Source organism: Phocaeicola sp. ICN-14070 (assembly GCF_037892625.1).
Lineage (GTDB): Bacteria > Bacteroidota > Bacteroidia > Bacteroidales > Bacteroidaceae > Phocaeicola > Phocaeicola plebeius.
In genome coordinates, this window is sequence record NZ_JBBKBF010000034.1 from 16,435 (window position 1) to 42,120 (window position 25,686).

Sequence of the window (25,686 nt, forward strand, 5' to 3'; positions counted from 1 at the left end):
TTAGAATGTTTTTAAATTACAGTGTCTGTATGGAGCTTTTTCATTTTTATCTCTAAGTTTGTACTATGTTTATAAGGAAAGTCAGTCAGTTTATAGAAGAAAAGCACTTGTTGGGCTTTGGCGACAAAGTGCTGGTGGCATTGAGCGGTGGGGCCGACTCGGTGGCTCTGTTGCGGGTGCTTCTGCGTTTGGGCTATGCATGCGAGGCGGCTCATTGTAACTTTCATCTCCGGGGAGAAGAGTCGGTGCGTGATGAGCGTTTTGTGCGGGCATTAGCTGAAAGGTTAGGAGTGCCTTTGCACGTGATTCATTTTGATACAAACGCTTATGCTGCTTCCCATAATGTGTCGGTCGAGATGGCAGCCCGTGAGTTACGTTATGACTGGTTCGCAAAATTGCGCCAGGAATGCGGAGCAAAGGTGGTGGCGGTGGCGCATCACCGTGATGACAGTGTGGAAACGTTTCTGCTCAACCTGGTGCGGGGAACAGGTATCAACGGTTTGCAGGGTATCCGTCCGGTGAATGGAGATGTGGTGCGCCCGTTGCTGTGTGTGAGTCGTGTGGAGATTTTGGACTATCTTTCTTCGTTGGGACAGGATTATGTGACAGACAGCACCAACCTGCAGGATGAGTTTGTGCGCAACAAGCTTCGTCTGAATGTAATTCCGATGCTGGAAACCATCAATCCGTCAGTGAGTGATACGATTGCGGAAACTGCACGCAGGTTGTCGGATGTAGCACAGGTGTATCAGGAGGCTATACAGGCAGCTAAGCAACGGGTGATGCCTGATGGGGAAACTATTGATATTCCTGCTTTGTGCAGGGAGCCGGGTGCACAGAATCTGCTTTTTGAACTGCTATATCCGTTGGGGTTCAATGCGGTACAAGTGAATGATGTGTTCCGTGCATTGCATGGAGAATCGGGACGGATATTTTATAGTCGTGAATGGGTTTTATTAATTGATCGTAATCGGTTGATACGTCGTCCGTCGGGAGAGGTGGAACCTCAGCCTGAGTTATGTCTGGAACGGATGGAAGTAAATCCTCCTTTTTCTGTTCCTCATAATAATAAAGAAGCTTATGTGGATGCAGAGAAAGTACAAGGTGAGCTGACTTTACGCAAATGGCAGTCAGGAGATAAGTTTATTCCGTTTGGGATGAAAGGCTTTAAATCTGTTCGTAATTATTTGCGTGACAAAAAGTTCTCTCGTTTTGAAAAAGAACGCCAGTGGGTGGTGTGTGATGGCGACCGTATCGTGTGGCTTGTGAATGAACGGTTGGATAATCGCTTCCGAGTAACGTCAGAGACACGGTTTGTTATAAATCTAAAGCTTGTCTAATTGCATTATCTGCAGTTTTTTGTATTAAAAGATGCAAAAAAAGAGAGGGTAAAGTTATCACATTGAGGGAATTGTATTTACTTTGAATACGTTTAATTTAAATTGTAGTCAGAATTATGAACGAATTAATTGCAAAAATCAAAGAATTGAATGCCGCTTTGGTTGCAGATGCTGAATTGCAGGCAGAAAAAGGTAACAAAGCTGCAGGAACTCGTGCCCGTAAGGCATCCTTGGAGTTAGAAAAAGTTTTGAAAGAATTTAGAAAAGTATCTCTGGAAGAGTCAAAAAAATAAATAGTTTCAAGACGGACTCATGTCTGAGGGAGAGAGGTTATAGCCGGTGCGGTTAAGATGCACGCTATAATCTCTCTTTTGTTTTTTTATCACACGGAGAGGTGCTTATTAAAGGGGAACTTCGTACATTTGTGTGGACTTGTACGAACGTGTTTATGAAGGGATTTCGGAAGATTGGACTAGTATGTATGGTGTGTGCTGTGTGCGGCATGCTGTGGCTTTCGTGCAAACGTCCGGTACATCAGAGGGTGTACGCACAGGTCGATTCATTGAACCGTGTGGCGTATGAGACACATTATAAGGATCTTTCTTTATCTTCTAAAGCTGCTACAGAAGCTTGGAGGTTGTCCGAAGGATATGCATCGGGCAGGGCAGAGGCATTGAACAATATGGGCTTCTGTGCATTCATGCGAATGGACTTTGAGCATGCAGCACGTTTATTTCAAAAGGCTTCAGAAACCAGTAATAACGAGATTGAGCGTCTGGTGGCCGATGTCGGGATGATGAAAATCTGTCAGCGCACTTCCATGAACAATGAGTTCTATGATTATCATAACAGTGCATTACAACGTATCCGGCGTCTCAATGAGGATCGGTTTTCGCTTGAAAAGAGTGGGCTGGAAGGGCGGTTGAATTATGCGCTTTCGGAGTTTTATATCGTATCGGGAATTTATTATTATTATTTGCAGCAGGACAAAGAGTCTATGCAGGCTATCAATGCTGTGCCGGAAGAGGCTTTGAAAAATGATACGGCGCAATGGCTGTACTATGCTTATATGCGTGGATCGGGGGGTATGTACGAGGCGCCTACACGTGAAGAAGTGACTATCGGAGAGTTTGGGTATCTGGTACAGTGTCTGCAAGTAGCTCAGTTCAGGGGATATACCTATTTCGAGGCTAATGCGCTTCAAGCGATGGCCGAGCTGCTAGTGTTCCGCAGTAATCGTTTGTTGCTGAGTGAGAAAAGGGCGGGAATGCTTCGCTTGGTCAATCCCGACAACTTGCCGGTGGACAGTCTGCCGCTAGTTTTTGCTAGGGATGCGTTGAGTTTATTCAAACGCTATGGTGACTGGTATCAGATATCGGGTACTTATCGTACCATTGCGACGTTCTATAATTATACGGGACAGCCTGAAAAGGCATTGGTTAATCTGAAGAAGGCCTTGAATTATGTCAATCTGCATCACGAGAAATATTACCATTGCAAGGATTCACTCGACCGCTTGCAGGCATATCTACCAGGAGACGGCACTTCCATCGAATTGAAATGGATTAATGACGAGGGTATCAATACGGTGCCAGAATGGATAGCCCGGTTACGGGAACAGCTGAGTCGTACGTATTCTGCCATGGGATGCAAGGCAGAATCGGATTATAATCGCAATGTGTATCTGGATATTTTGGACTATACCCGGCAGGATAAGGAATTGGAAAGTCGTTTCTTGGCGTTGGAAAAGGAAACCGGACAGTTGAATGTGTTGCTGTGGCTTGTGGTAGCAGGTTTCTTGGTATTAGTCGTATTATTTATCTGGCTGAACCGTTCCTGGAGGGTGAAGAATACGATGTATCTCATGGAACTCAAGCGCATTTTAGGGCTTTGTCAGCAGATTACGGGAGCGGTACCTGTTTCGGCAACCAGCAGGGAAGAGGTGGCCTATGCGGTAGTAAAAGTGATGAAACCAGAACTGGCAGAATTGTTTGGTGTGCGTGATGTGTGCATTACATTCTGCGATGAGGAAGAGAGGGAGGAAGAAAATGTGGAATTGCATGAGGGTACTCCGTTAGTGTATGACCTTCAACTACCCGACAGGGAGGTGATTGTGGGAAAACTGTGGATGTGGTTTGCGGTTCCTGTGCGAAAGGAGGAGCAGACACTTATCCGATTGCTATTACCTTACCTGGCCTGGACACTGGAACATGGCATGAACCTGGTTTCGTTAGGTGAGGAACAGCAGAGACTGGAAAAAGAACAGTACGTCCATGAACTTCACCTGATGGAGAACAAACGTCAGAATGAAGTGAAAAAGGCGTGTTTGTCGATTGTGACAGGAATCGTACCTTATATTGACCGTATGGTAAACGAGGTACGAAAACTCCGTACACTTCCGGCTGCAAATACAGAAACTATACAGCAGGGGAAGTTAGGCTATATCGATGAGCTGGTGACAAAAATAAATGAATACAATGACATTCTGGCTTTATGGATTAAGATGCGGCAGGGTACACTAAGCCTGAACATTGAAAACTTTGAGTTGCAGGAGTTGTTTGCGATGATTGCCAAGGGACGTCGTTCTTTTGAATTGAAAAAACAGACGCTGACCGTAGGAGAAACAACGGCTTGTATAAAAGCCGACAAGGCATTGACGCTCTTTATGATGAATACATTGGTGGAAAATGCCCGTAAATATACGCAGGAAGGTGGAAAAGTGAGTCTTTCCGCAGAAGAAACTCCCGACTATGTGGAGATTGCAGTGGAAGATAACGGACCGGGTCTTTCGGAAAAGGACCGTATGCGTATCTTGGGAGAGAAAGTGTACGATTCGGGGGCCATTGGTATGGATACTGCCACGGATGCGGCAGAGCTACAACGTCAGAAAGGTCATGGTTTCGGGCTGATGAACTGCAAGGGAATTATTGAGAAGTATCGGAAGACGAACAGCTTGTTTGCGGTTTGCCGGTTCGACATACAAAGTACGCCAGGAAAAGGCAGTCGTTTCTCTTTCCGTTTGCCCAAAGGAGCGCGGCGGATGGTCGGACTTTTGTGGATAGGTTTGTGTCTGCTGTTAGGAGTAGCTTGTTCTTCCCAACCGGAGTCTGTCTCGCATACGGTCAGCAATGAAAAGGTGGCTCCGTATGACAGTTTACTGGCTATTGCCAATGATTATGCCAACTGGGTATATGAGTGCAATGTGAACGGAGAATATTCCACAGCATTGATGTTAGCCGACAGTGTATTGTATTATATGAACGCTCATTATCTTCGTTATTCGGGAAAAAGCGGTCCGTTGCTTCGGCTGGAGAGTGAAGGAGAGGGGGCTGAGTTGACTTGGCTGGCCCAGTCGTTCGATACGGATTATTTTATTTTGCTGGATGTGCGTAATGAAGCGGCTGTGGCTTCGTTGGCTGTAAAGGATTTTCGGAAATACCGCTATAACAATGCGGCTTACGCGGCTCTTTACAAACGTTTGAGTAAGGATAATTCTTTGGAGGAGTATTGCTTGCAGATGCAGCGTTCGGCCAGCAACAAGCGTATTGCCTTGTCTTTGTTCGTGTTGCTGGTTTGCGGATGCCTGGTAGCCTATTATGCGCTTTATCTTCGCCATCGCTTGCATTATCGTTACAACATGGAGCAGGTGTTTGTGGTGAACCGTACCATCTTTTCAGCTGCTTCTTGTACGGAAGGACTCGGTGATGAGGTGCTGGACCGGATTGTACGGAGTATGTTCAACGAGTTGAACGAGATGCTGTTGCTGGAGAATCTGGCATTGGCTGTGTATGACGAGGAAACCACTCATCTGAAAACGGCATGTTTTACCGCGGAAGAGAATGAAGAAGAATTGCATGAACGTCTCCAGCGGTGTTACGATTCGGGACAGATGCAGTGGAGCGGTGTCATGAAATGGAGTTTCTTGCCTTTGTGGGTAGAAACAGGAGGCGACAAACATTGCGTGGGAGTATTGGCTTTAAAGCTGGCACGTGCCTATAGTCGGGAAGAAGACCGTTTGTTAGTTGAAATGGTATGTAACTATCTGGCGGTTATTTTGTATAATGCCATTGTACAGGTGAACCGGAAGTTTCATGACATTGAACTGGCTCAGGATGAGGCCCGTCGTTCACTCTTTGAGGAGAATCAATTACATGTGCAGAATATGGTGCTCGACAACTGCCTTTCTACCATCAAGCATGAAACAATCTATTATCCGAGCCGAATCAAGCAAGTGGCCGATAAATTAAACGGTGAGGTTACGGGCGCACAACGGACGGAGTTGTTGGAGAATATGTCGGAACTGGTGGGGTATTACAAGGATATATTTACGCTTCTCAGCTCGTGTGCTTCACGGCAGCTGGAGGAGGTTACTTTCCGTCGTACGGAAGTGGGGGTAGCCGAGCTGGCAGAGGGCGCGGAGAAATATTTGCGTAAGGTGATGCGCAAGCGTAACTTTACGCTGGAATGGCAGATGGATGTACCTTCGCTATGGGTAACGGGTGACCGGGTTTTGTTGCTCTTTCTCCTTGAAAATCTGATTGATGAGGCGGTGCGTTATGAGACTTCCGGGACCTTACATTTGGAAGCAAAAGCAGAAGACGGCTTTGTACGCATGGATTTCATTGATATGCGACGGACTTATTCGCAGGAGGAATTGAACGCTTTGTTTTATCCCGACAGAGAGCGTATGTGTCCTTCAGGTGACGGACAGCGGTTGACAGGTACAGAATACTTGGTGTGCAAGCAGGTTATCCGTGACCATGACGAGTATGGCGGACGAAGAGGCTGCCGCATCAATGCTAGTCCTTGGCAGGGAGACGGAGGAGGAAAGGGATTCAGTGTGTGGTTTACCTTGCCGCTCAGGCAGAAGAAATAACGAATTGGAATGAACATAAAATCAAGACAAAATGGAGAAGTTTAAGGTTGTCATAGTAGAAGATGTCAAACTGGAATTAAAGGGAACGGAAGAAATTTTCCGTCACGAAATACCGAATGCGGAGGTCATAGGTACGGCCATGACCGAGGAAGAGTTCTGGAAGCTGATGGAGACGTGCACGCCCGATATGGTGTTGCTTGACTTGGGGTTGGGAGGTTCTACCACTATCGGAGTGGAGATTTGTGCCCGTCTTCACCGAGAACGTCCGGAGCTGAAGGTGCTTATCTTCACCGGAGAGATTCTGAACGAGAAACTCTGGGTGGATGCGCTTCGGGCTGGAGCAGTAGGCATCATCTTGAAGACCGGCGAACTGTTGACCGCAACTGATGTGCAGGCCGTCATGGATGGAAAGAAGATGGTGTTCAACGAGCCGATACTGGAAAAAATTGTCGCCCGTTTCATGCAGACGGTGGAAGTAGAACAGCGTCGTCAGGAGGCAATTATTGATTATGACATTGACGAGTACGACGAACGTCTGCTTCGTCACCTGGCTCTGGGCTATACCAAGGAAATGATAACCAACCTTAAAGGTATGCCTTTCGGTGTAAAATCGATTGAGAAAAGGCAGAATGAACTTGTAAACCGGTTGTTCCGCTCTGATGAACGGACTGGAGTCAATGCTTGTCGCCTGGTAACCCGTGCGTTTGAGTTGCGCATACTTGATATCGACAATCTGGAACCCGATGAAGAATAAATTCAGCCTGCATCCGGCCACCTGCTTCCTGCTACTGTTTTTGCTGGCTGCCTTGTTGTCATGGACCGGCAGTATTTATGAGTGGGAAGGTGTACGCAGTCTTTTGAGTGACGAAGGGCTGCGGTGGCTTTTGCGTACGCTTTTGGATGACTATATTCTTTCTCCTGTATTTCAAACTGTGGTGTGTCTTTTCTTTGGGGGAGGTTTGTTCCTTCATTCTGGGCTGGGCAATGCCTGTCACAGGATGGTGTCGGGTACCCGAAAATTCTCCCGAAAAGAGAAACGAGGAATGGGGCTGGCTGCTGTCACTTTTTTAGTGTATGTCGGGTTATGTGTGTTGCTGGCTTTTGGCCCTTGGAATACGGTGCGCAGTGCCATTGGTACATTGTCAGATTCTCCGTTGGCCGATGGCTTCTGGGGCGTGTGTTCATTAGGAGTAGCTCTGCCTTCCATAGTGTATGGCTTTGCTTCAGATTCTTATTTGGACGATTCGGATGTAGTAGAAGGAATGGCCTATCTTTACAAGTGCCGGGCTGCGTATTTTGTCGTACTTCTTTTCATCACGCTTTTTTTCTCTTCGCTGGAGTTTAGTGGACTGACAGATTATGCCGGATTGTCGGATGAAGTGTGTCGCGGAGTTTATCTGCTTTGCTGTGTACTTTTTCTTTTATAAAAAATAGGGATGTTTTCCTTGAAACGATTATCTTTGCCCCGTTATTTTCAACAAAAATCGGAATAAACGTATAAGATGAAAAAAATTGTATTATTTGCAGCAGCCGGACTGATGTCTTTGGCTGCTTGTCAGGAAAAAGCAGGCTATATCATTAAGGGTACAGCCGAAGGTGTGGCCGATGGCGATACCGTATTCTTGCAGAAACAGACAGAAGAAGGTTTTGAAGCACTTGATTCTGTAGTTGTAAAAAACGGAACTTTTGAATTTAAGGGAACTCCCGATTCTGTGGCTGTATCTCGTTTTGTAACTTACATGAAGGGAGATGCCCGTATGGCTGCCATGGTGTTTGTAGAAAAAGGAAACATTCAGGTAAATCTGAGCCCGATGGAAAGCCGCATTTCAGGAACACCGAACAATGATACTTATCAGAAGTTCATGGATGAATACCAGAAGATTGGTAAGGAGATGAACGACATGTACCAGAAGATCAAGGGTGATACTTTGTTGACTGAGGTACAGCGTGATTCACTGATGGAAGTTCTCGACAAGAAGGAAACAGAAGGTATGGACCGTATTTATCAGCTCGTGTCTGAGAATATTGCTAGTGCCGCAGGAGTACACTTGCTGACCATGTTCGGTTCTTCTTTTGAAGTAGAAAAAGTACAGTCTTTGCTGGAAAAAGTTCCGGCTGCTTTTGCTGAAAATGAAGAGGTAAAGGCTTTGAAGGAACATGTAGAGACAGTGGCTAAGACAGCTGTAGGAAAGAAATTTATCGATTTTACGCTGAATACGCCAGAAGGCAAACCGGTGAAATTGTCTGACTTCATCGCTGCCAACAACTATACACTGATTGATTTCTGGGCTAGCTGGTGCGGACCTTGCCGTATGGAAATGCCGAATGTAGTAGCTGCTTATGCGAAGTATAAAGCAAAAGGTTTCGGCATTGTAGGTGTATCTTTGGATAACGATGCGGAAAGCTGGAAAAAGGCAATCAAAGATTTGAATATCACTTGGCCGCAAATGTCTGATTTGAAAGGCTGGCAGTGTGAAGGTGCAGCTTTGTATGGTGTGCGTGCCATCCCGGCTACTTTGTTGGTTTCAAAAGACGGTACAATCGTAGCTCGTGACTTGCGTGGTGAAGACCTGGAAGCGAAACTTGCAGAACTGATGAAGTAATCAGCTTCCTCAAAGTAAAAACTTATTATAAAAGAAACGCGGACCCTTCGATAGAGAGGCCCGCGTTTTTTATTGGTATGTGAAGGAAGTTTTTTATACTTCCATCATTTTCTTGAGTTTTCCTGAGAGCAGGAAAAGGATAACGGCAGCTGCTCCGCTCATGAACACGAAAAGTATAAAGAAGTCGAACAAATTTTCAATGGGATAGCCCATGAAACTTTTACTTACTCCATGTTCCGGATAGTAACCGCTCAGCAGACCGGCAAACTTGTTGGCAGCCGAGGTACTCAGATACCATACGCCCATCAGCAGTGAAGAAAAACGGGCAGGCGACAGTTTGTAGACCAGCGAAAGTCCGATAGGTGCCAGACAGAGTTCGCCCATGGTGTGAATCAGGTAAAGACCGGTGAGCCATACCATGCTGACTTTCACACCCGGCTCAATGTCTTTCACTCCGAAGGCAATAAACAGATAACCTAACGCTAACAACCCCAATCCGATGGCCTGCTTGCGAGGAGAACTTGGTTCAATGCCTCTTTTACCCAGAAATGACCATACTGCCGCAAAGATAGGAGCCAGTGTCACAATCATAATAGGATTGAACGATTGGAAGTAGGCAGCGGGCATTTCCCATCCTCCGATATGGCGGTCGGTCTGTTCATCGGCAAAGAAGGTGAGTGAAGCGCCTGCTTGTTCGTAGGCTGCCCAGAAGAAGATAACGAAAAATGCAATGATGTAAATCACGCCGATATGCATTTTCTCGTGTCGGCTCAGTGAGTGGTCGGTAATGATAATCACCGGCATGACGATGGTAGTGGCGTAAATCAGTGAACCAATCCAGTCGGCGTCGGCAAACAGGTGCGCGCTGTCTGCATTCCAGTTGATGGAGAAAAGCAAGGTAAGCAGAAGGGTGCTTCCGATCATCAGAAGGGTGCGCGAAGTGGATTTCTGTGGAGAAGTTTCTGATTGCTGTGTGGTTGATGCGCTTCTTTGTGGGGCAACACCTACTGGATTGCCATCGGGGTCGCATATGTATTTGTTCTTGAAAATCTGAAATACGGTTGCTCCCAGTATCATGCCGATGCAGGCAGCCAAGAATCCCCATTTGAAGTCCTCCGGATGGCCGGTGTTCCCTACGAGTCCACATACCAGCGGGGCGAGAGTAGAACCCACGTTTACACCCATATAGAAGATGGTGAAGGCCGAGTCTTTCCGGTTGTCATCGGGTGTATAGAGCCGTCCCACCATGGTCGAGATGTTGGGCTTGAAAAAACCGTTTCCTAAAATCAGCAGTCCCAGTCCGCAAAACATCAGGTATTTGGCCAATGCCACCTCCTGAAAATAGCAGGCACTGAGGAACAGCAGGAACTGACCGAGTGCCATGGTCAGTGCGCCAACTACGATGGACCGTCGGTTGCCCCAGTAGCGGTCGGCAATGTATCCGCCGATGAGCGGAGTAAGATACACCAGTCCCGTGTAACTGCCATACACTTGTGAAGCCATTTCCTTGTCGAAAAGCAACGCCTGTACCATGTAAAGCATGAACAGTGCGCGCATGCCGTAGTAACTGAACCGTTCCCACATCTCAGTTACGAAGAGTAAATAAAGTCCTTTTGGATGCCCTTTTGTTTGATTCATTCTGTTTTTATTGATAAAATGTTAGTGAATTGATTGTTTTTGCAAAAATAGAAAATCATTCTTATCCCTGCAAATGAAAAAGCCATCCCAAAGAGTGAGATGGCTTTCAAGTATAATGTAAGTTTATGAATTTGTCAATGGATAGTCACTTGGTCCAGTTGCTGGTAAGTAGCAGTGATACGTTCCATGAATTCTGAAGTAGGAGCTACCGCCATAAGTTGCAGCACCAAATCGTTTACATCAGCTTTGCTGTCGAGCTTGAGTGCGCGTGTCAGATCATTAAGAGACTCTTCATAACGTTCTGTTTCAAAGTAGAGTTGCGCGCGCGATTTGTAGTTTTCTACATCTTCCGGATTCAGACGAATTGCTTCATTCAGGTCTGCTTCGGCACGTTCCCACATTTTCAGGTTAGTAAGCAGCACTCCTCTGGAATAGTGTGCAAACGAACGGTATTCTGTATCGGCTTCCGGAATAAGTTCCAGACTGGAGTTCAATGCCTGCAATGCCAGCTTGGTATCATTGCAGAAATTGCAGATTAGTGCCATGTAGCAATGTGCATATCCGTTGTCTGGATGTTCATTGATTTCTGCATTTAAATAGGTATAGGCAGCTTCGGGATTTCCTTCATTGAGGGCTTCCACTCCCTTTACGTAGTTTTCGCTTTCAGGGCGTTGAATATTTTCTCCATACATTTGTATGGTAGAAATAAAACAGCAAATCAGAATTGCTGAGAGTGTTTTCATGGTGGCTTTCATAGAGTCTAGTTTTTATTAACGGGCGCAAATCTATAAACTTTTTATTATACTGCAAAGATTTTGCAGAAAATATTACAATTAGATGAAGGTAATCCGTAAAAACTTCCCTATATTTGCAGTGGAGAAAAATCAGAATATTTTGAAAGGTATTTCGAATAAGTATAGATTCTAATTAAATAATATAGTAAACCTAATTTATTTGGTAACCATGAAATCACTTAATGAAATTATTGCACAATTCCCGGAGGTTGGAGAGGTGAAAGAAATAATTCCTTTGACAGCCGGTTTGATTAATCAGACTTATAAAGTTCAGACTGCAGATCCGCAGGCTTGCGACTATATATTGCAGTGTGTCAATCATCAGGTATTTAAGGATGTAGCACTTCTTCAGCATAATATTGAGTGTGTGACCCGTCATATTCGTGAGAAACTGGAAAAGGCTCATGAAATGGATATAGATCGCAAGGTACTTCGTTTTGTACCGACTGCCGAAGGAAAGACATATTATTTTGATGGAGAACGTTACTGGCGTGTGTGCGTGTTCATTCCTGAGTCGCAGACACTGGAAGCAGTAACTCCTGAATCTTCTTATCTGGTAGGTGTGAAGTTTGGTGAGTTTGAAGCTATGCTGGCCGACCTTCCCGAGAAACTGGGTGAAACTATCCCTGATTTTCATAACATGGAATTCCGCATGCAGCAGTTGCGTGAGGCTGTGGCACAGAATGCGGCAGGACGCATGGAGAAAGTGCAGTCGCTTGTAGATGAAATTGAAAAAGATGCGGAAGAAATGTGTGCGGCTGAACGTTTGTATCGGGAAGGGAAACTGCCGAAACGTATCTGCCATTGTGATACGAAGGTATCTAACATGTTGTTTGATAAAGACGGAAAGGTGCTGTGTGTAATCGATTTGGATACAACCATGCCAAGTTTCGTATTCTCTGATTTCGGTGATTTCCTTCGTTCTGCCGGAAATACGGCTCCTGAAGATGAACCTGATTTGAACAAGATTCATTTCAACATGGATATTTTCCGTGCCTTTGCCAAAGGATACATTGAATCGGCTAAGAGCTTCCTTACTCCGCTGGAAATAGAGATGTTGCCATACGCTGTGATGTTATTCCCATACATGCAGGCCGTGCGCTTCCTGGCCGACTATATCAACGGGGATACATATTATCAGATAAAATACGCTGAACACAACTATGTGCGTACGCTGGCACAGTATAAGTTGTATCAGGAAGCACGTCGTGCAGTTCCTGAAATGAAGGAGTATATTTCTTCGCTGCTGTAAATCAGTGATTTGAAAATCTATAAAGGCGCCTTGACATTCACCTTCTCAGAATGTCAGGGCGTTTCTTTTCAAACGCCTTTGCGTTTGAAGTAAAATGTACTTGCGTTTAAAAGAAAACGTCCTTGCGTTCGTAACGAAACGCAAGGACGTTTTTTGATTCATTTCAGTCAATATTTCCTATGGTAAATTTCTCAGGGTGTTTCCCTTTGAAATCTTTGAAATATAACTTGATTTCCTTCATGTCTTTTTCAATGTCACCCGTGGGCAAGAGGTATTTTCCTGCTGTAATGCACTTCTTTTCATAATCTATTCCAATCAGTACAATTGGAATTTTTGCTCCCAGGGCAATGTAATAGAATCCCTTTTTCCAGTCGGGATTGGCCGAACGTGTTCCTTCCGGTGTGATGGCCAGATGGAATGTGTCACTTTTTTCAATGCGTTGCACCAGTTGGTCTACCATGGAAGTACGCTTGTCACGATGTACGGGGATACCTCCCATTTTCCGGAATATGATTCCCAATGGGAAGAAGAACCATTCCTTTTTCATCAGAAAACCCGATTCACGCCCTATGGCCGTGATAAACAATTTTCCGATGAACAAGTCCCAGTTGGTGGTATGCGGAGCTGCACAGATGATGCACTTCTTAAAATCGGGTACACTTACTTCTGCTTTCCAACCCAGCAGTTTGTGGTAGATAAACCGGCAGATAGCTTGTTTCATGTGCTGTTATTTCGACAGTTCTTCCAGTTTCTTGAATACGTTGTCTACTTCAGCATTGAAGTCAGCTCTCAGTTTCTTGTAGAACAGTTTCACGCTGCCCGGTTCTGTGTGGCTGATGCGGCTGATGATGTCATTACGCAGGTTAATAATCTGCAGGAATACCTCGCTGTAAGCTTCCCGTTTTTCTGCATTTGCGTTTGCCGATTCTACCAGGCAGAGTCCTGCTGCCAGTTCTGTAATATAATTGACTGTTTTTTTCAATGATCTTCTACTAGCCATAATTCTAAAGTTTTTAGTTAATAAAAAATGATTATGGTGTAAAGATACGATTTCTTTTGGAATATCCATGAAACAGTACCCGATTCTTGTGGATAAAAAACATTCCGTACTATTCCGGCGACCTGTGTTGAGTGAAGAAACAGTTACCGGAATGTACGAAATGAAATTAGTAAAAGAGAGATTGTATGAATGTGATTCTGTATTTATTTTTTCAAAAGTAAACGTCTATCCATTTTTATCCAAATCCGAATGTGGATTGCTGTGCTTAAGTAGTTGTTAGATAAAACTATTCATACTAAAATGCGGATTATGCGGGCGAAAAAATATGATATTTTTAGTTGAAAAATTGCTACCTTTGTAACAGTGGAGTAAAAACGTTATGAGACGAATACTAATTTATACAGGTGCAGGCTTGCTGCTGTTATTACTGTTACTGGCTGGTGGGTTATGGATTTTTCGTAATCATATTTTAAACCGGATGGCAGAAAGGCGGATAGCCAAACTGGAGCAGCACTACGGATTGGAAGTGAATTATGATGATTTGCGTTTTGAGGGAACCGGACGTCTTTTCTTGAACGGGCTGTCAGTTGTTCCCGAGAAAAGGGATACATTACTGACACTTCGGTCAGCCACGTTTAACTTGGGATTCTGGCAATTGCTGAAAGGAAATGTGGAGGTGATGGACATGGCGTTGGACGGATTGACCGTGGATTTTGTCAAAGAGAACCATCAGGCCAATTATGATTTCTTGTTCCGAAGCAGATCGGAGGGAGAAAAAGAAACGGAACGGGCCTCCGAAAAGGTGGGGTATGACAAGCGTGTGCAGACTTTGTTGAATGGAGTGTTCCGTTTGTTGCCTTCTGAAGGACGTCTCACTCGCCTGCATGTACGCGAACGGAAGGACAGCGATTCCGTCAGTTTGTATGTGCCGGAGTTCAATATTGAGAATCACCAGTTCCGCAGCCAACTTGCTTTTGTAGAAGAAGGACACACGCAGCATTGGGAAACGGAAGGAGAAATCAATGCCGGTGAACGCCGTGTGTCGGTCAGCATTCAGGCACCTGAACTGACTGTGCCTTACATTCGTCGCCGTTTGGGAGCAGAAGTGGCCTTCGACAGGTTGTGGTTAAGTTTCACGCAGCAGAAAGAAGACGAAAAAGTAATCTTACTTGGTCAGACAGAAGTAGACGGATTGAAAGTATTCCATCGTCGCTTGTCGCCGGAACGTATTAATCTGGATCGTGGTAAACTCGATTTTCAATTGAATGTGGAGACGCATGCCCTGGAACTGGACAGTTGCAGTACGATACGTTTCAATGATTTACAGTTTCATCCTTACCTGCGGGTAGAGTCGCCCAGCCACCTCATGGCTTCCATACATCAACCCCTGTTTCCGGCTAAGGAGCTTTTCAACTCCCTTCCGCATGGACTTTTTGAGAACTTGGAAGGAATTCGGGTGGAAGGAGAGCTGGCATACGATTTCGAACTGGATGCCGATTTGGCCTGTCCTGACAGCCTGAAGTTTTATTCCGACCTGCGTCCGCAGCATTTCCGGATACTGGGTTACGGAACAACCGATCTCAGCAAGATGTCAGAAGAGTTTGAGTATACGGCCTATGAGGATGAGATGCCCGTACGCACTTTTCCGGTGGGGCCGTCGTGGAATCATTTCCTTCCTCTCGATAGTGTGCCGCAGCTGATGCGCATGGCCGTATTGCAGAGTGAGGATGGAGGGTTCTTTTACCATCAGGGATTTCTTCCCGATGCTATTCGTGAAGCGATGGTTTACGACTTGAAAACACGTCGCTTTGCGCGCGGAGGAAGTACAATTTCCATGCAGCTGGTTAAGAATGTGTTCCTGAACCGCCGGAAAAACATTGCACGGAAACTGGAAGAAGCGTTGATTGTCTGGCTGATAGAGCAGAACCGACTTACCTCAAAGGAACGTATGTTTGAGGTGTATCTCAATATCGCTGAATGGGGACCGGGAGTGTATGGGCTGTTAGAGGCATCAGAGTTTTATTTTGGCAAGCGTCCGTCGCAACTGACGCTGGAAGAATGCATTTATTTGGCTTCTATTATCCCAAAGCCGAAACATTATCGCAGTTCGTTCGAAGCTAATGGACGGTTGAAAGAAAATCAGGAAGGACACTTCCGGCTGGTAGCCCGCAGGATGGCGGCCAAGGGAGTGATTTCGGAAACGGCTGCAGAAGGAATCGACTTGTCGCGCGTGGTGTTGACCGGAGAAGCCGGAAGATGTTTCGCTGACAGTCTCAGTCTCTCCATGCCACAGCCTGCTTCCTGAGTTATTCTCCGAGGATGGTAGCCACGATGCGCCGTCCTCCTCCGTGGTTGCGGAATTCACAGAGGTAAATTCCCTGCCACGTGCCTAAGTTCAGTCGTCCGTCGGTGATGGGGATAGACAGGCTGGCACCCACCAGTGAGGATTTGGCATGGGCAGGCATGTCGTCCCAGCCTTCCAAAGTATGGTCGTACCAGGATTCGCGTTCGCGCACAAGGTTGTTGAATATCTTTTCCATATCGTTGCGTACATCAGGGTCACAGTTTTCGTTGACTGACAATCCGGCGCTGGTATGCTGGATAAAAAGATTGAGCAGTCCGGTCTTGGGTAAGGCAGGCAGATGACTGAGCACTTCGTCGGTCACGAGGTGAAAGCCGCGCGCGCGTGCCCGGAGTGTGAAAGTAGTTTGTTGTATCATAATAATAAACGGTATGAAAGATTACAGATTTTATCCGTTCAAAGATAACACAAATCTTTCAGAAGGAGGGGGTATAGCGTGAAAAACCTCCTTTTACCACTCATTCAGCCATTCGTCCAGTGTTTTTCCATCCGTGAAGAGCTCAGGCTCCAGTGTTTGGATGCGTTTCTTCATCCGTGATTTCTGCTGGTAGACTGAAGTAGGAGAGATGGCCGAAAGTACGGCAATCTGCGATACCGTAAAATGAAGTTTGATAAGGATACAATATTGAATATCCATTTCCGTCAGATTCGGGAAACGGGTGGTGAGGTGTGAAGTGAAGTTATTGTACACGTCGTCTACCAAAGCAGCCAGACAACTTTTGTCTGCTTCTTTAATGAAGCGCGGGCTGTGGCGCAATTCGTTGATGAGCGGCTGTTCAGAGATGAGTCGTTCGGCCAGTCTGTGTTCTCTTTCCCTCAATTGTTCCATTTCATTGGTCAGCGTCTGAATGTGCTGGATATGGCTTTTGTGATTCACTTTTGGCTGGGTCGCATTTCGTTTTTCGTATATCTTTTTCAAACGATTCATCTTTTCTTTGGAGTTTATTTTTTCACGCTATAATTATACTTTTGGCAAAGTTAGCGCATTCTTGCTTACTTTAAAATAAATCCATATATACAGCCTTTGTTTTGTAAATGCTTGAAAAAGTGTGCTTTATGTTGTTTTCTTTTTGTATGTATATATACAGAGGGCCTTTTTTAGAATCTGTGAAGCCATAAATCCAGCGTTTCTCCTTCGGTAAAGCTGTCCGTTTTTTGTTGCAGGATGCGTTTCTTCATCCTTGATTTTTGCTGCGATACGGAGGTGGGGGATACCGCCATGAATACAGCTATTTGCGACACACTGAAGCCTAATTTGATGAGGCAGCAAAGTTGCTGGTCCAGCTCAGTCAGGTTGGGGAAAGCTTCCGTAAGCCGTTCGGTGAAATGCGGATAGATTTTGTTGACCAAGGTGGCAATCCGGACAAAATCCTCGGGTTGCAGAAAGCGTGGTTTGCTCCGAAGTTCAGCCACTAACGGGTGGGTGGAAATCAGTTGTCCGGTCAGTGTCTCTTCTCTTTCTTTGAGTCGTAGCATTTCGGTGGTGAGTTCCTGAAGATGTGGAGTTTTGAGCGGTGCGCTTTTCAATTGTTTCCAGTGCGCTTCAATCTGGTGTTGCAGATTTTGGTTGGCAAGATTCAGTTGCCGGTTCTGTTCTTCCAGTTGCTTGATGAGCGACAATTTTGCTTCCTGTTCACTGGCTTTCTGGGTAGAGAGTTGCATTTGCAGCTCTTGGATACTTTCATTGTTTTGTGCCATTAATACCTCGTTGTCCTTTAATTGCTTGCTGTACTTTTGCAGTTCGCTGGAAAGACGGCGAATGGTGCGTTCCTTCTTCTTCAGGTTCTGCTGGTAGAGGACGATAAGTGCCAGAATCACTCCTAATAGCAAGGACACAACTACTGCAATGCGGAGTTCCATTTGCTGGCGGCTGATGATGAGCTCGTAGTTCCGTTGTTGCAGCTGGGCTCTGGTTTCCTGTTGCCGCAATGCCGTATTGTGCTTGTCTTTGAGGTCTTCTGTGATGGAGTCGCAATACCGTCTGAATACCTGTCCGCTATATGGAAGGCCCATTCTTTCATTTAATGCGGACTGCATCTGATAATATAAGGACTTGAATGACAACATGATTCGGTCCTTTTTCAGCTTTTGCTCTTTGTCCATGCTTTGGGCAGCTTTATCCAAATAATAGAACGCCGAATCATTCTTTCCTAAGTTTATATAAATCTCTGCAAGGCTTAACTGGACAGCATACGGCAGGAAATCGGGATTGAGACGGATAAGCCGTTGGAATTGGGCGATGGCTTCCCTGTATCTGTGTGCTCCTACCAGCATACAGCCATGGTTTCGCAGAATATGATGGGCGAACAAGGTATCACCGGCCTCTAATGCCAGCTGAAACCCTTTCTCCGGACAATCAATGTTTGATGTATCTCCTCCCAACTGCGATACAAGGGCCAGTGAATATACCATCTGGTAATGTTCTTTCACCGGTAGTTTGTGGGCAATGCGAAGCATGTCTTCAATCATTGCTTTACACTCTAAAAAACGGCTTTGCTTGTATAGCACTTCCAGTTTCTTGCGCTGTAGCACTAACATGTTGGTGGTGTCTTTTCGGGAGATGGCCAGGGTAATGCCTTTGTCGAACACTGTGATGGCCTCATCGTTTGCTTCTTTCCATCTCAGGTACATGCCTTCGAGCAGGTAAGTATCCAGTAGTCGTGCGGTATCTGTTGGATGTTGGCGGTAGTAGGCAATAGCCTGATAGAGCAGGGAATCTTCTAACAGAGACATTTCCAGCTGGTAGTGGGCCATCGCCTTGTTCCATACCAGTTTCATCCGTTCCGTTTCCGGAAGAGACGTTTCATCCTTGATATTAAACAGAAGTTGCAAGGCAGAATCTGGTTGGTGATGATGCAGCAAAGAGTCTGTTTGTTGTAGCAGAGCACTTGCGTGCGGTTGCCTTGTGCAAGTAGCAAACAGCAGCAAGATGCCTGCTATATAGAGAATGGGTTTTATTTTGTGTTTCATGTGGCTGTTGATAAGGTGATATCACTTTTTCGTCATACAAATATAGCGATTTCTTGTTACATACGGTTCTTTTGGCTTTCACCAGCTCCGGTACCCTTGTATTTGCTCTTGGTAGCATTGAACTTGTAGCGCATGGTCAGTGAGACTCTTCTGAAATTGGTGATATAATCTGTCATGGTTTTGATGCCGCTATAAATAGTGCAATCCACATCATCTGTTTCAAATAGATTGGTGACCTGAAGCTGGAAACTCAGCCTTTCTTTGAAGAAACTCTTGTAGAGCCCCATAGACACATTCAGGGAGTTGATACCCATGTACATGTTCTGTGAATGTCCTTTGGTGTAATAAGTACCATCTACATCAAATAGGAATCCTGCCGGAAGAGTGAAACTGTTACGCCACACCATGATTGTCCTTGGTTTGCTCAGTGTGAGTTTGCCGTCCGGTCCTTCTGCATGAAACCACTGCTTAAAGACCTGTGCGGTAAGCTGCGGACTCCACCAGCCGATAGTAGGCGATAAGGTGATAGCTGATATGATATTGTTGTAGGGTTCCGTATTGACGGTCTTTAGCAAGGATATGGTAGGGGCAGCTTCCGAATAAGCTTCGCAAACCTGAATAATATCGTCTTTCGTACGGTTATAAGTAAAGCTGAAATTCACCCATTTATAGGATGCGGAAAATATGAGGTCCTGATTGATGATAGGTTTGAGAAATGGATTTCCCGTCTGGTAAGTATATCTGTTGCCGTAATATATGTTTCCTCTTAGCATATCGTATGAAGGACGCGTGATACCACCGCTATAGCTCAGCTGAATTTGTGTTTTTCCTATGGGAAAGTTTATGTTGACAGAAGGAAATACATTGTTGAACGTGCGGCTTTGTTCGTCGATGTGTTTTCCTTGCTCATAGTAGTCGAACTTCACGTTCTCGTATCTTACTCCGGCCTGCACATCTACCTTGCCGAACGAGTGTGAGTAGTCCATGAAAGCCGCAGTGGAACCTTCCTTTATTTTACTGTCATCATTGTCGAGGATGCCCTCTTGGTTGTGATAGAGGTTTGTTCTGCTGGTATGCGAATACTCACCGCCGAATGACAGATTCCCCTTCCATAAAGGATACGACACGATCAGTTTTGTGGCATACAATGTTCCGTTATTTTTATTGAAGGTATTGACATCGTTCTCCGTTTCTCCATTGGTGATTTCCCTTGTATGCTGGCTTTCTTTTTTTACGTTCCACAAACCGTCGGCATTGAAATCAATGTTCCAATCGCCTATCTGTCCGTTGTAGTAATAGTTCAGGCTGTGTCTTGTAGAAGGGTCTTCACCAATCATCGTACTTGCATTGTTTTCGTACAGTTCTTGGTCGGCGTAGATATTGGCTGTGTAACGCCAGTCGCCTGTAGAGTTGAAGTTTTTGTCCATATCGTAGCGTACACCCATGGAGTGTTTCTCATTGAACTGGTAGTTTAGTGAAAGAACACCTTGGACATTACTATTGGAGTTCTTTCCGTAAGAAGCATCCATTTTTTGTTCCCACAGTTTGTCGAGATAAGTCTTCATGCCAATCTGCTGGTTATTTCCGTTGCGGAATCTACCTCCGAACAATGTTCCCGACAGGTCGAAACCTCCTTTTCGGTAATTGAAATTAAACTGGTCAAAAGTAGTCCACCCGTACGTTCTTCGGTGTCGGGTTACAAAACGGTTATTAAATCCGAATCCTTCGCCTGCTGCTTTCTTTGTGATGATGCGAATGACGGCTTTCACGGAAGCATCGTATCTTGCTCCGGGATTCTTCACAACCTCCACGCGCTTGATTTGTTCGGACGATAACTGGTCAATTTCTGAATTGTCGCGTACCTTGCGTCCGTTGATGTAAATCTCGGCAGTGCCCGAGCCAAATACGTTTACTTCTTCATCTTCCGCAGAAACGCCCGGAATCTTGTTCAGTAAATCTTCACCTGTTCCAGCCTTTTCGAGTACACTACCCGTAACAGTGGTAATCATGGCATCACCTTTGAGTTGCATCTTGGGCAAATCGGCCTTTACCACTACTTCTCCTAACTGTTGTGTGTCTGATGTTAGCTGTATTACCCCTAAGTTGGCAGGTTGGACGGGTTTGTACACAGTGTTATATCCGATGGAAGAAATACGTACAAGCTGATTCGGTGTAGTGGTATTCAGACTGAACGTGCCGTCTTCAGCCGTGACGGTTCCCGTAACGAAGGTTGAGTCGGGGGGTGTCAGAAGAACTACGTTGGCGTAAGGAAGAGGTTGTTTGTTTTCGTCGATTAATTTTCCACTGACGGTCTGTGCGGCTATTTCACCGGCAGATGTGAGGCTGCATAATAGCAGGAGTGCTTTTCCAATTTTGTGCATACGATAATTTGTTTTTCTTATTATTTGCAAAGTGTGTTTGTCTACTTTTTTTGATAGTAGTTTCTGTATTGCAAATATAGAAAGAAGTATTGCATGTATGCGAAAAACGGTCTCTACAGGTTTGTTCTTGATAAAATCTGTATATGTCTGATTCATTGTCTTTTAAATATAACATCGGAGTCATGTATCTCTACAATTTGTGTTTTTTACGTTTTAAGAGCTGATAAGTTCTTGAAGAAAGACATTTTCGATAGTCTGTTTTTCTATGCATGCAGTTTTCAGAATAACAAATAAAGGACAACTTCTTGCGAGGCTGTCCTTTAAAATGTGATTAGAGTGTGATTTTTATAATGATTGTACAAGTTTATATGGTTATACCGGTTTCACGGTCTACATATTTGTAGTCTTACTTTCTGCATTGTGTTTCTTTGCATGAGGCAATAGATGACAGTTTTCATCAATCAGTTTTTCGCTTGCTGAGGAGCCTGCCAGAAGTATCGGTCATCGTTGACGGAATAGTTCCTCGGGTTCCGTTCCTCGCTGTCGCAGCCTGTAGGTTGCAGGAAGATGTAGTTGATGAGGTTCTCCCGGTCGCTTTCCGTGTTGAACCCGTAGCGTGTCCAGCTTTCCAGGTAGAACAGATTTTTGGCCATGTACTCGTACAGATAGTCTTCCGTCGTGGTCTTCTTTTCATTATTCCAGTTGGCTTCTTCGTTCACCCGGACTGGCTGGCCGTTTCTGAGGCGTGCACGCACTTCCTGTACGCTCAGCAGATTGCCCTGTCCGTCTGTCACCCAAGCATTGTTTGTGGGGTCTATCCAGAGCCATTTGCCGAGAGTGAACGAATAGACGGCGTTGATGACGTGGCAGTCGTTGATATACGTCTTCGGCATACAGGTAATGACGCGCGACGGAATGCCCATCGACAGGTAGCACTCGTTCAGTACCGTAGCCAACCCGCGGCAGTTCAAGCCCCGGCTGCCGTCCTTGCAGGCTTCAGCAAAATTGATAGAGTTATTCTCACCCTTCGGATTGCCGTTCTGCCCGTCGTGACGTATCTTGTCGTGGATATAAGTCAGGATACGTTTGATAGTAGCTAATTCATCGCCCACCACGGCTACGCTATCTAGCCGGAAATAGTCACGGACACGCTTCAGGTCGGGTTCGTCGGCCTGCGCATAGACAATCCGGGGCAGGCTGTCGACTGATTGTGTGCGGGTGTATTCTGGCGCATTCTGCAGGATATAAAGGTAATCGGTGGTTTCTTTCAGACGCTTCAGGGCGGGTTGTAGTTCAGGTGCGTCCAGAATGCCTTTCAGGTCTTCGTCGTTGGTTATCCTGTTGTAGCTTACTTCAATCTTTCCGCTGTCCAGTGCTTTGAGCAGGTTGTTGGCGGCTTCTTGTTTTTTCCCTTGTATTGCCTGGACGCTGGCCATGTTATAGTAGCTGGAGTATTTGAAGTAAGCATAGCCTTCGGCCAGTTGCGTCGCGTGTGCGTCGTATAAGTCGATAATCTTCTTGCAGAGGGCTTCGGCAGCCGAATAGTCCTTTCCGGTATATGCGTCAAAGAGCAGTGTGTTCAGCGAGTCGGTGGAAGCCAGAAACTTCCGTTCGGCATCGGTTTGTGCCGACAGGCTTGTAAAGCAGACTAAATGCAAAAGTAAAATCAGTAGGTGTCCTTTCAGTCTTTTCATGGTGTATTCTGTTTAAAAATTGGTTTTCAATAGGGCGTTCAGGTTATAAAACATTATATTCTTCAGTCGTACCTTTTATGACATTCATTCCTGGAACTGATATAAAACTTACATACGGTTCTTCTGGCTGTCGCCTGCTCCTGTTCCCTTGTACTTGCTCTTGGTAGCATTGAACTTATAGCGTAAAGTTATGCCAATATTTCTACGGGCTTCCATCTTTCCTGTCATCAGACGGTTACCACTGTAAACGGTTGATTTTGCCTGATATGAGTTGAAAAGATCATAGGCTTTCAGCTGAACCGAAAGACGGTCTTTAAGGAAACTCTTGTAAAGACTGATGTTGGCAAACCAGCACCATTCTTCGACCTTTGTATTTTCGTTGTCACCCGGAGTGTCAAAACCTAAATCTACATCGAGACTGATACCAAGAGGCAACTTGAAATTGTTGTTCCAGGCGAAGTTCAATATCGGATTATTGAAGTTTTCTGTTCCATTGGATGTTTCCACTTTATACCATTGTTGGAGCAGAAGAAAATTGAACTGGGGAGACCATAATCCGATGGTGGGAGACAATGTCAGAGTGGTATATAGCTTGTCACTGTTATACATGTTGTAGAAAGAATATAACGAAACGGTCGGATCATCTTCCGAATATGCCCTGCTCAGCTGTGTAATGGCATCTTCTCCGTGTATATATCGTGAATTGAGGTATATCCACTTGTATGACACATTCAGTGTAAGACGGTTTATCAGTGACGGTCTCAGCAGCGGGTTACCTCCTTCGTAAGTATATCGGTTGCCGTACATGATGTCACTTCTCAGCATCCAGTATGAAGGACGGTAGATACTGCCGGTGTAGGTCAATTGTGTCTGTACTTTACCAATCGGAAGATTCAAGGATACGGATGGGAATACGTTGTCGTATGTCCTGCTTTGCTCGTCCATATACCTGCCATCCTCGTAATAGTCGGAAGACAGATGCTCATAGCGCACTCCGATCTGTGCCTGTAGCTTGCCGAAGCTGCGGGCATATTCCAGAAATGCCGAAGTGGAGTTTTCCTTGATATTACTGTTATTGTCATCCAGGATTCCTTCCACATTCATGTACGCATTATTCCGGTCCGTATAGGTGTATTCACCGCCAAAAGAGAGGTTTCCTCCCCATAAAGGATGTCCGAATACCAGTTTGGTCGCATAAAGGGTATTGTCTGTCAGATTCTTGGTGGTGACAGTCTGTTTCTCTAAGGAACCTCCCGCTGGAGTGAACTGCTCGAGCATCTCCTGTGGATTTTTCGTATCCGACCAGAAACCGTCCGCATTGAAGTCGATGTTCCAGTCTCCTACACGTCCGTTATAATAGGCATTGAGAGTATGTTTGGTATCCTGTGTATTTCTCCAGCCCGTAGTGTGGCTTTCCTCATAAAGAGCATCATCCTGATACACCAGGGTATTCATCGGATCTACCGTTTCATGACGTTCAGGTGTCCGGTCATAATCATAGCGTGCACCCAGAGAGTGATTCTCGTTAAACTGATAGTTCAGCGACAGCATGGCCGAAACATCTTTCATGTCATATTGTGTGCAGAGATATGAATCCTGTATCCATGTTTTATCCAACAGTGTTTTCTGTGTGATGGTCTTGCGGTCTTCTGTGTATCCTTTCTTGCCATACAGCATACCCGAAAGGTCAAATCCTCCTTTTCGGTAATTGAAGTTGTACTGGTCCAGCACATTCCATCCGTAACCGTAGCCTGTATAAAAACGGTTGTTGAAACCGAATCCTTCACCTTGCGGCTTTTTGGTTTGAATACGGATAACCGCATTGACCGTCGCATCATAGCGCGAGCCGGGATTGTTCACTACTTCCACGCTCTTGATGTTGTCGGAAGCAAGCTGGTCGAGTTCAGATTTATCCCTTACTTTACGGCCGTTGATATATATTTCAGGAGTTCCGGCACCAAATACTTTAATATCCCCTTCATTAGCCGATACGCCGGGTATTTTGTTTAACAGGTCATTTCCTGTCCCTGCGTTTTCAAGGATACTACCTGCTACGGTAGTCACCATAGCATCCCCTTTTACACGTGTCTTGGGCAAATCAGCCTTAACCACTACTTCCCCCAACTGTTGTGTGTCTGATGTCAGTTGTATTACTCCTAAGTTAGCAGGCTGGACGGGTTTGTATATAGTGTTATATCCGATGGAAGAAATACGTACAAGCTGATTCGGTGTGGTGGTATTCAGGCTGAACGTACCGTCTTCAGCCGTAACGGTTCCCGTGACGAAGGTCGAGTCGGGGAGTGACAGAAGGACCACGTTGGCGTAGGGGAGGGGTTGTTTGTTTTTATCGATTAATTTTCCACTGACGGTCTGTGCGGCTATTTCACCGGCAGATGTGAGGCTGCATAATAGCAGGAGCGCTTTTCCAATTTTGTGCATACGATAACTTGTTTTCTTTATTATTTTGCAAAGTTTGTTTGTCTACTATTTTGTGGAGTAGTTTCTAGATTGTAAATATAGAAAGAAAAAATTCATGTCTGCGACAAATGGTCTCTACAGACTTATTTCCGATAATATATGTATATGTATGATAGCCAGTTGATTAAGAATAATAGTTGGGGTGTCGTATCTATACAAATATATTTTTTGCTTGTTCGTAGACAATTTATATGCACTTTCAATCATCGTTGTTATGAAGTGTATGTCGTTTCGTTTTTCTGCCAAGCGCTTCAATTTTGAAAAACACTAGGCGTATGATTTCAAGATGTTTCTTTTG

Annotated in this window: 18 protein-coding genes; 8 read left to right on the forward strand and 10 right to left on the reverse strand. The window is 45.2% G+C overall.

What is annotated here, in order from left to right; all coding sequences use genetic code 11:
* The first annotated feature begins 65 nt into the window (after positions 1-65).
* From tilS to WKT20_RS10405, 6 genes are all read left to right on the forward strand, one after another.
* Positions 66-1,340 carry a tRNA lysidine(34) synthetase TilS gene (gene tilS / locus WKT20_RS10380; protein ID WP_340417326.1) on the forward strand — a complete coding sequence of 425 codons (1,275 nt, stop codon included), beginning with the start codon at positions 66-68 and terminating at the stop codon, positions 1,338-1,340.
* Positions 1,341-1,456: 116 nt separating this feature from the next.
* Entirely contained in the window at positions 1,457-1,633 is a 177-nt protein-coding gene (locus WKT20_RS10385; RefSeq protein ID WP_007561922.1) for a histone H1, read from the forward strand.
* 155 nt (positions 1,634-1,788) lie between these two features.
* The gene (locus WKT20_RS10390) at positions 1,789-6,216 is read left to right on the forward strand and encodes a DUF5113 domain-containing protein (RefSeq protein ID WP_340417327.1); all 4,428 of its coding nucleotides are present in this window, start codon (positions 1,789-1,791) and stop codon (positions 6,214-6,216) included.
* A 31-nt stretch (positions 6,217-6,247) separates the two neighbouring features.
* Positions 6,248-6,970: a DUF5932 domain-containing protein gene (locus WKT20_RS10395; RefSeq protein WP_007561928.1), complete on the forward strand. Its 723-nt coding sequence runs from the start codon at positions 6,248-6,250 to the stop codon at positions 6,968-6,970.
* A complete protein-coding gene (locus tag WKT20_RS10400) occupies positions 6,960-7,643 on the forward strand; it encodes an AbgT family transporter (RefSeq protein WP_340417328.1) in 684 nt (227 codons plus the stop codon). The genes WKT20_RS10395 and WKT20_RS10400 overlap by 11 nt, the downstream gene beginning before the upstream one ends.
* Before the next feature lie 75 nt (positions 7,644-7,718).
* Positions 7,719-8,819 carry a TlpA disulfide reductase family protein gene (locus WKT20_RS10405; RefSeq protein ID WP_117702379.1) on the forward strand — a complete coding sequence of 367 codons (1,101 nt, stop codon included), beginning with the start codon at positions 7,719-7,721 and terminating at the stop codon, positions 8,817-8,819.
* A gap of 93 nt (positions 8,820-8,912) precedes the next feature.
* Here the strand turns inward: WKT20_RS10405 and WKT20_RS10410 are convergent, their stop codons facing one another.
* Positions 8,913-10,457 (reverse strand): peptide MFS transporter, encoded by a 1,545-nt coding sequence (locus WKT20_RS10410; RefSeq protein ID WP_340417329.1) that lies wholly within the window; start codon positions 10,455-10,457, stop codon positions 8,913-8,915.
* A 134-nt stretch (positions 10,458-10,591) separates the two neighbouring features.
* Positions 10,592-11,212 carry a tetratricopeptide repeat protein gene (locus WKT20_RS10415; protein ID WP_117703069.1) on the reverse strand — a complete coding sequence of 207 codons (621 nt, stop codon included), beginning with the start codon at positions 11,210-11,212 and terminating at the stop codon, positions 10,592-10,594.
* 208 nt (positions 11,213-11,420) lie between these two features.
* Between WKT20_RS10415 and WKT20_RS10420 the strand changes: the two genes are divergently transcribed.
* Complete coding sequence (locus tag WKT20_RS10420) at positions 11,421-12,503, forward strand: phosphotransferase enzyme family protein (protein WP_117703070.1); 1,083 nt, start codon at positions 11,421-11,423, stop codon at positions 12,501-12,503.
* Positions 12,504-12,666: 163 nt separating this feature from the next.
* Here the strand turns inward: WKT20_RS10420 and WKT20_RS10425 are convergent, their stop codons facing one another.
* Both WKT20_RS10425 and WKT20_RS10430 read right to left on the reverse strand, forming a co-directional pair.
* The gene (locus WKT20_RS10425) at positions 12,667-13,224 is read right to left on the reverse strand and encodes a 1-acyl-sn-glycerol-3-phosphate acyltransferase (protein ID WP_117703071.1); all 558 of its coding nucleotides are present in this window, start codon (positions 13,222-13,224) and stop codon (positions 12,667-12,669) included.
* 6 nt (positions 13,225-13,230) lie between these two features.
* Positions 13,231-13,503, reverse strand: a complete 273-nt coding sequence (locus WKT20_RS10430; RefSeq protein WP_022053139.1) for a hypothetical protein — start codon at positions 13,501-13,503, stop codon at positions 13,231-13,233.
* A gap of 379 nt (positions 13,504-13,882) precedes the next feature.
* Between WKT20_RS10430 and WKT20_RS10435 the strand changes: the two genes are divergently transcribed.
* Positions 13,883-15,808, forward strand: a complete 1,926-nt coding sequence (locus WKT20_RS10435; protein WP_340417330.1) for a biosynthetic peptidoglycan transglycosylase — start codon at positions 13,883-13,885, stop codon at positions 15,806-15,808.
* Position 15,809: 1 nt separating this feature from the next.
* Here the strand turns inward: WKT20_RS10435 and WKT20_RS10440 are convergent, their stop codons facing one another.
* From WKT20_RS10440 to WKT20_RS10465, 6 genes are all read right to left on the reverse strand, one after another.
* On the reverse strand, positions 15,810-16,223 hold the full coding sequence (locus tag WKT20_RS10440) for a secondary thiamine-phosphate synthase enzyme YjbQ (RefSeq protein ID WP_118441761.1): 414 nt from the start codon (positions 16,221-16,223) through the stop codon (positions 15,810-15,812).
* Positions 16,224-16,316: 93 nt separating this feature from the next.
* On the reverse strand, positions 16,317-16,793 hold the full coding sequence (locus WKT20_RS10445; RefSeq protein ID WP_118163054.1) for a hypothetical protein: 477 nt from the start codon (positions 16,791-16,793) through the stop codon (positions 16,317-16,319).
* 170 nt (positions 16,794-16,963) lie between these two features.
* Positions 16,964-18,835 carry a hypothetical protein gene (locus tag WKT20_RS10450; protein ID WP_340417331.1) on the reverse strand — a complete coding sequence of 624 codons (1,872 nt, stop codon included), beginning with the start codon at positions 18,833-18,835 and terminating at the stop codon, positions 16,964-16,966.
* A gap of 56 nt (positions 18,836-18,891) precedes the next feature.
* Positions 18,892-21,216: a TonB-dependent receptor domain-containing protein gene (locus WKT20_RS10455; RefSeq protein WP_340417332.1), complete on the reverse strand. Its 2,325-nt coding sequence runs from the start codon at positions 21,214-21,216 to the stop codon at positions 18,892-18,894.
* A gap of 461 nt (positions 21,217-21,677) precedes the next feature.
* The gene (locus WKT20_RS10460; RefSeq protein WP_340417333.1) at positions 21,678-22,910 is read right to left on the reverse strand and encodes a transglutaminase-like domain-containing protein; all 1,233 of its coding nucleotides are present in this window, start codon (positions 22,908-22,910) and stop codon (positions 21,678-21,680) included.
* A gap of 108 nt (positions 22,911-23,018) precedes the next feature.
* Positions 23,019-25,349 carry an outer membrane beta-barrel protein gene (locus WKT20_RS10465; protein WP_340417334.1) on the reverse strand — a complete coding sequence of 777 codons (2,331 nt, stop codon included), beginning with the start codon at positions 25,347-25,349 and terminating at the stop codon, positions 23,019-23,021.
* Positions 25,350-25,686 lie beyond the last annotated feature (337 nt).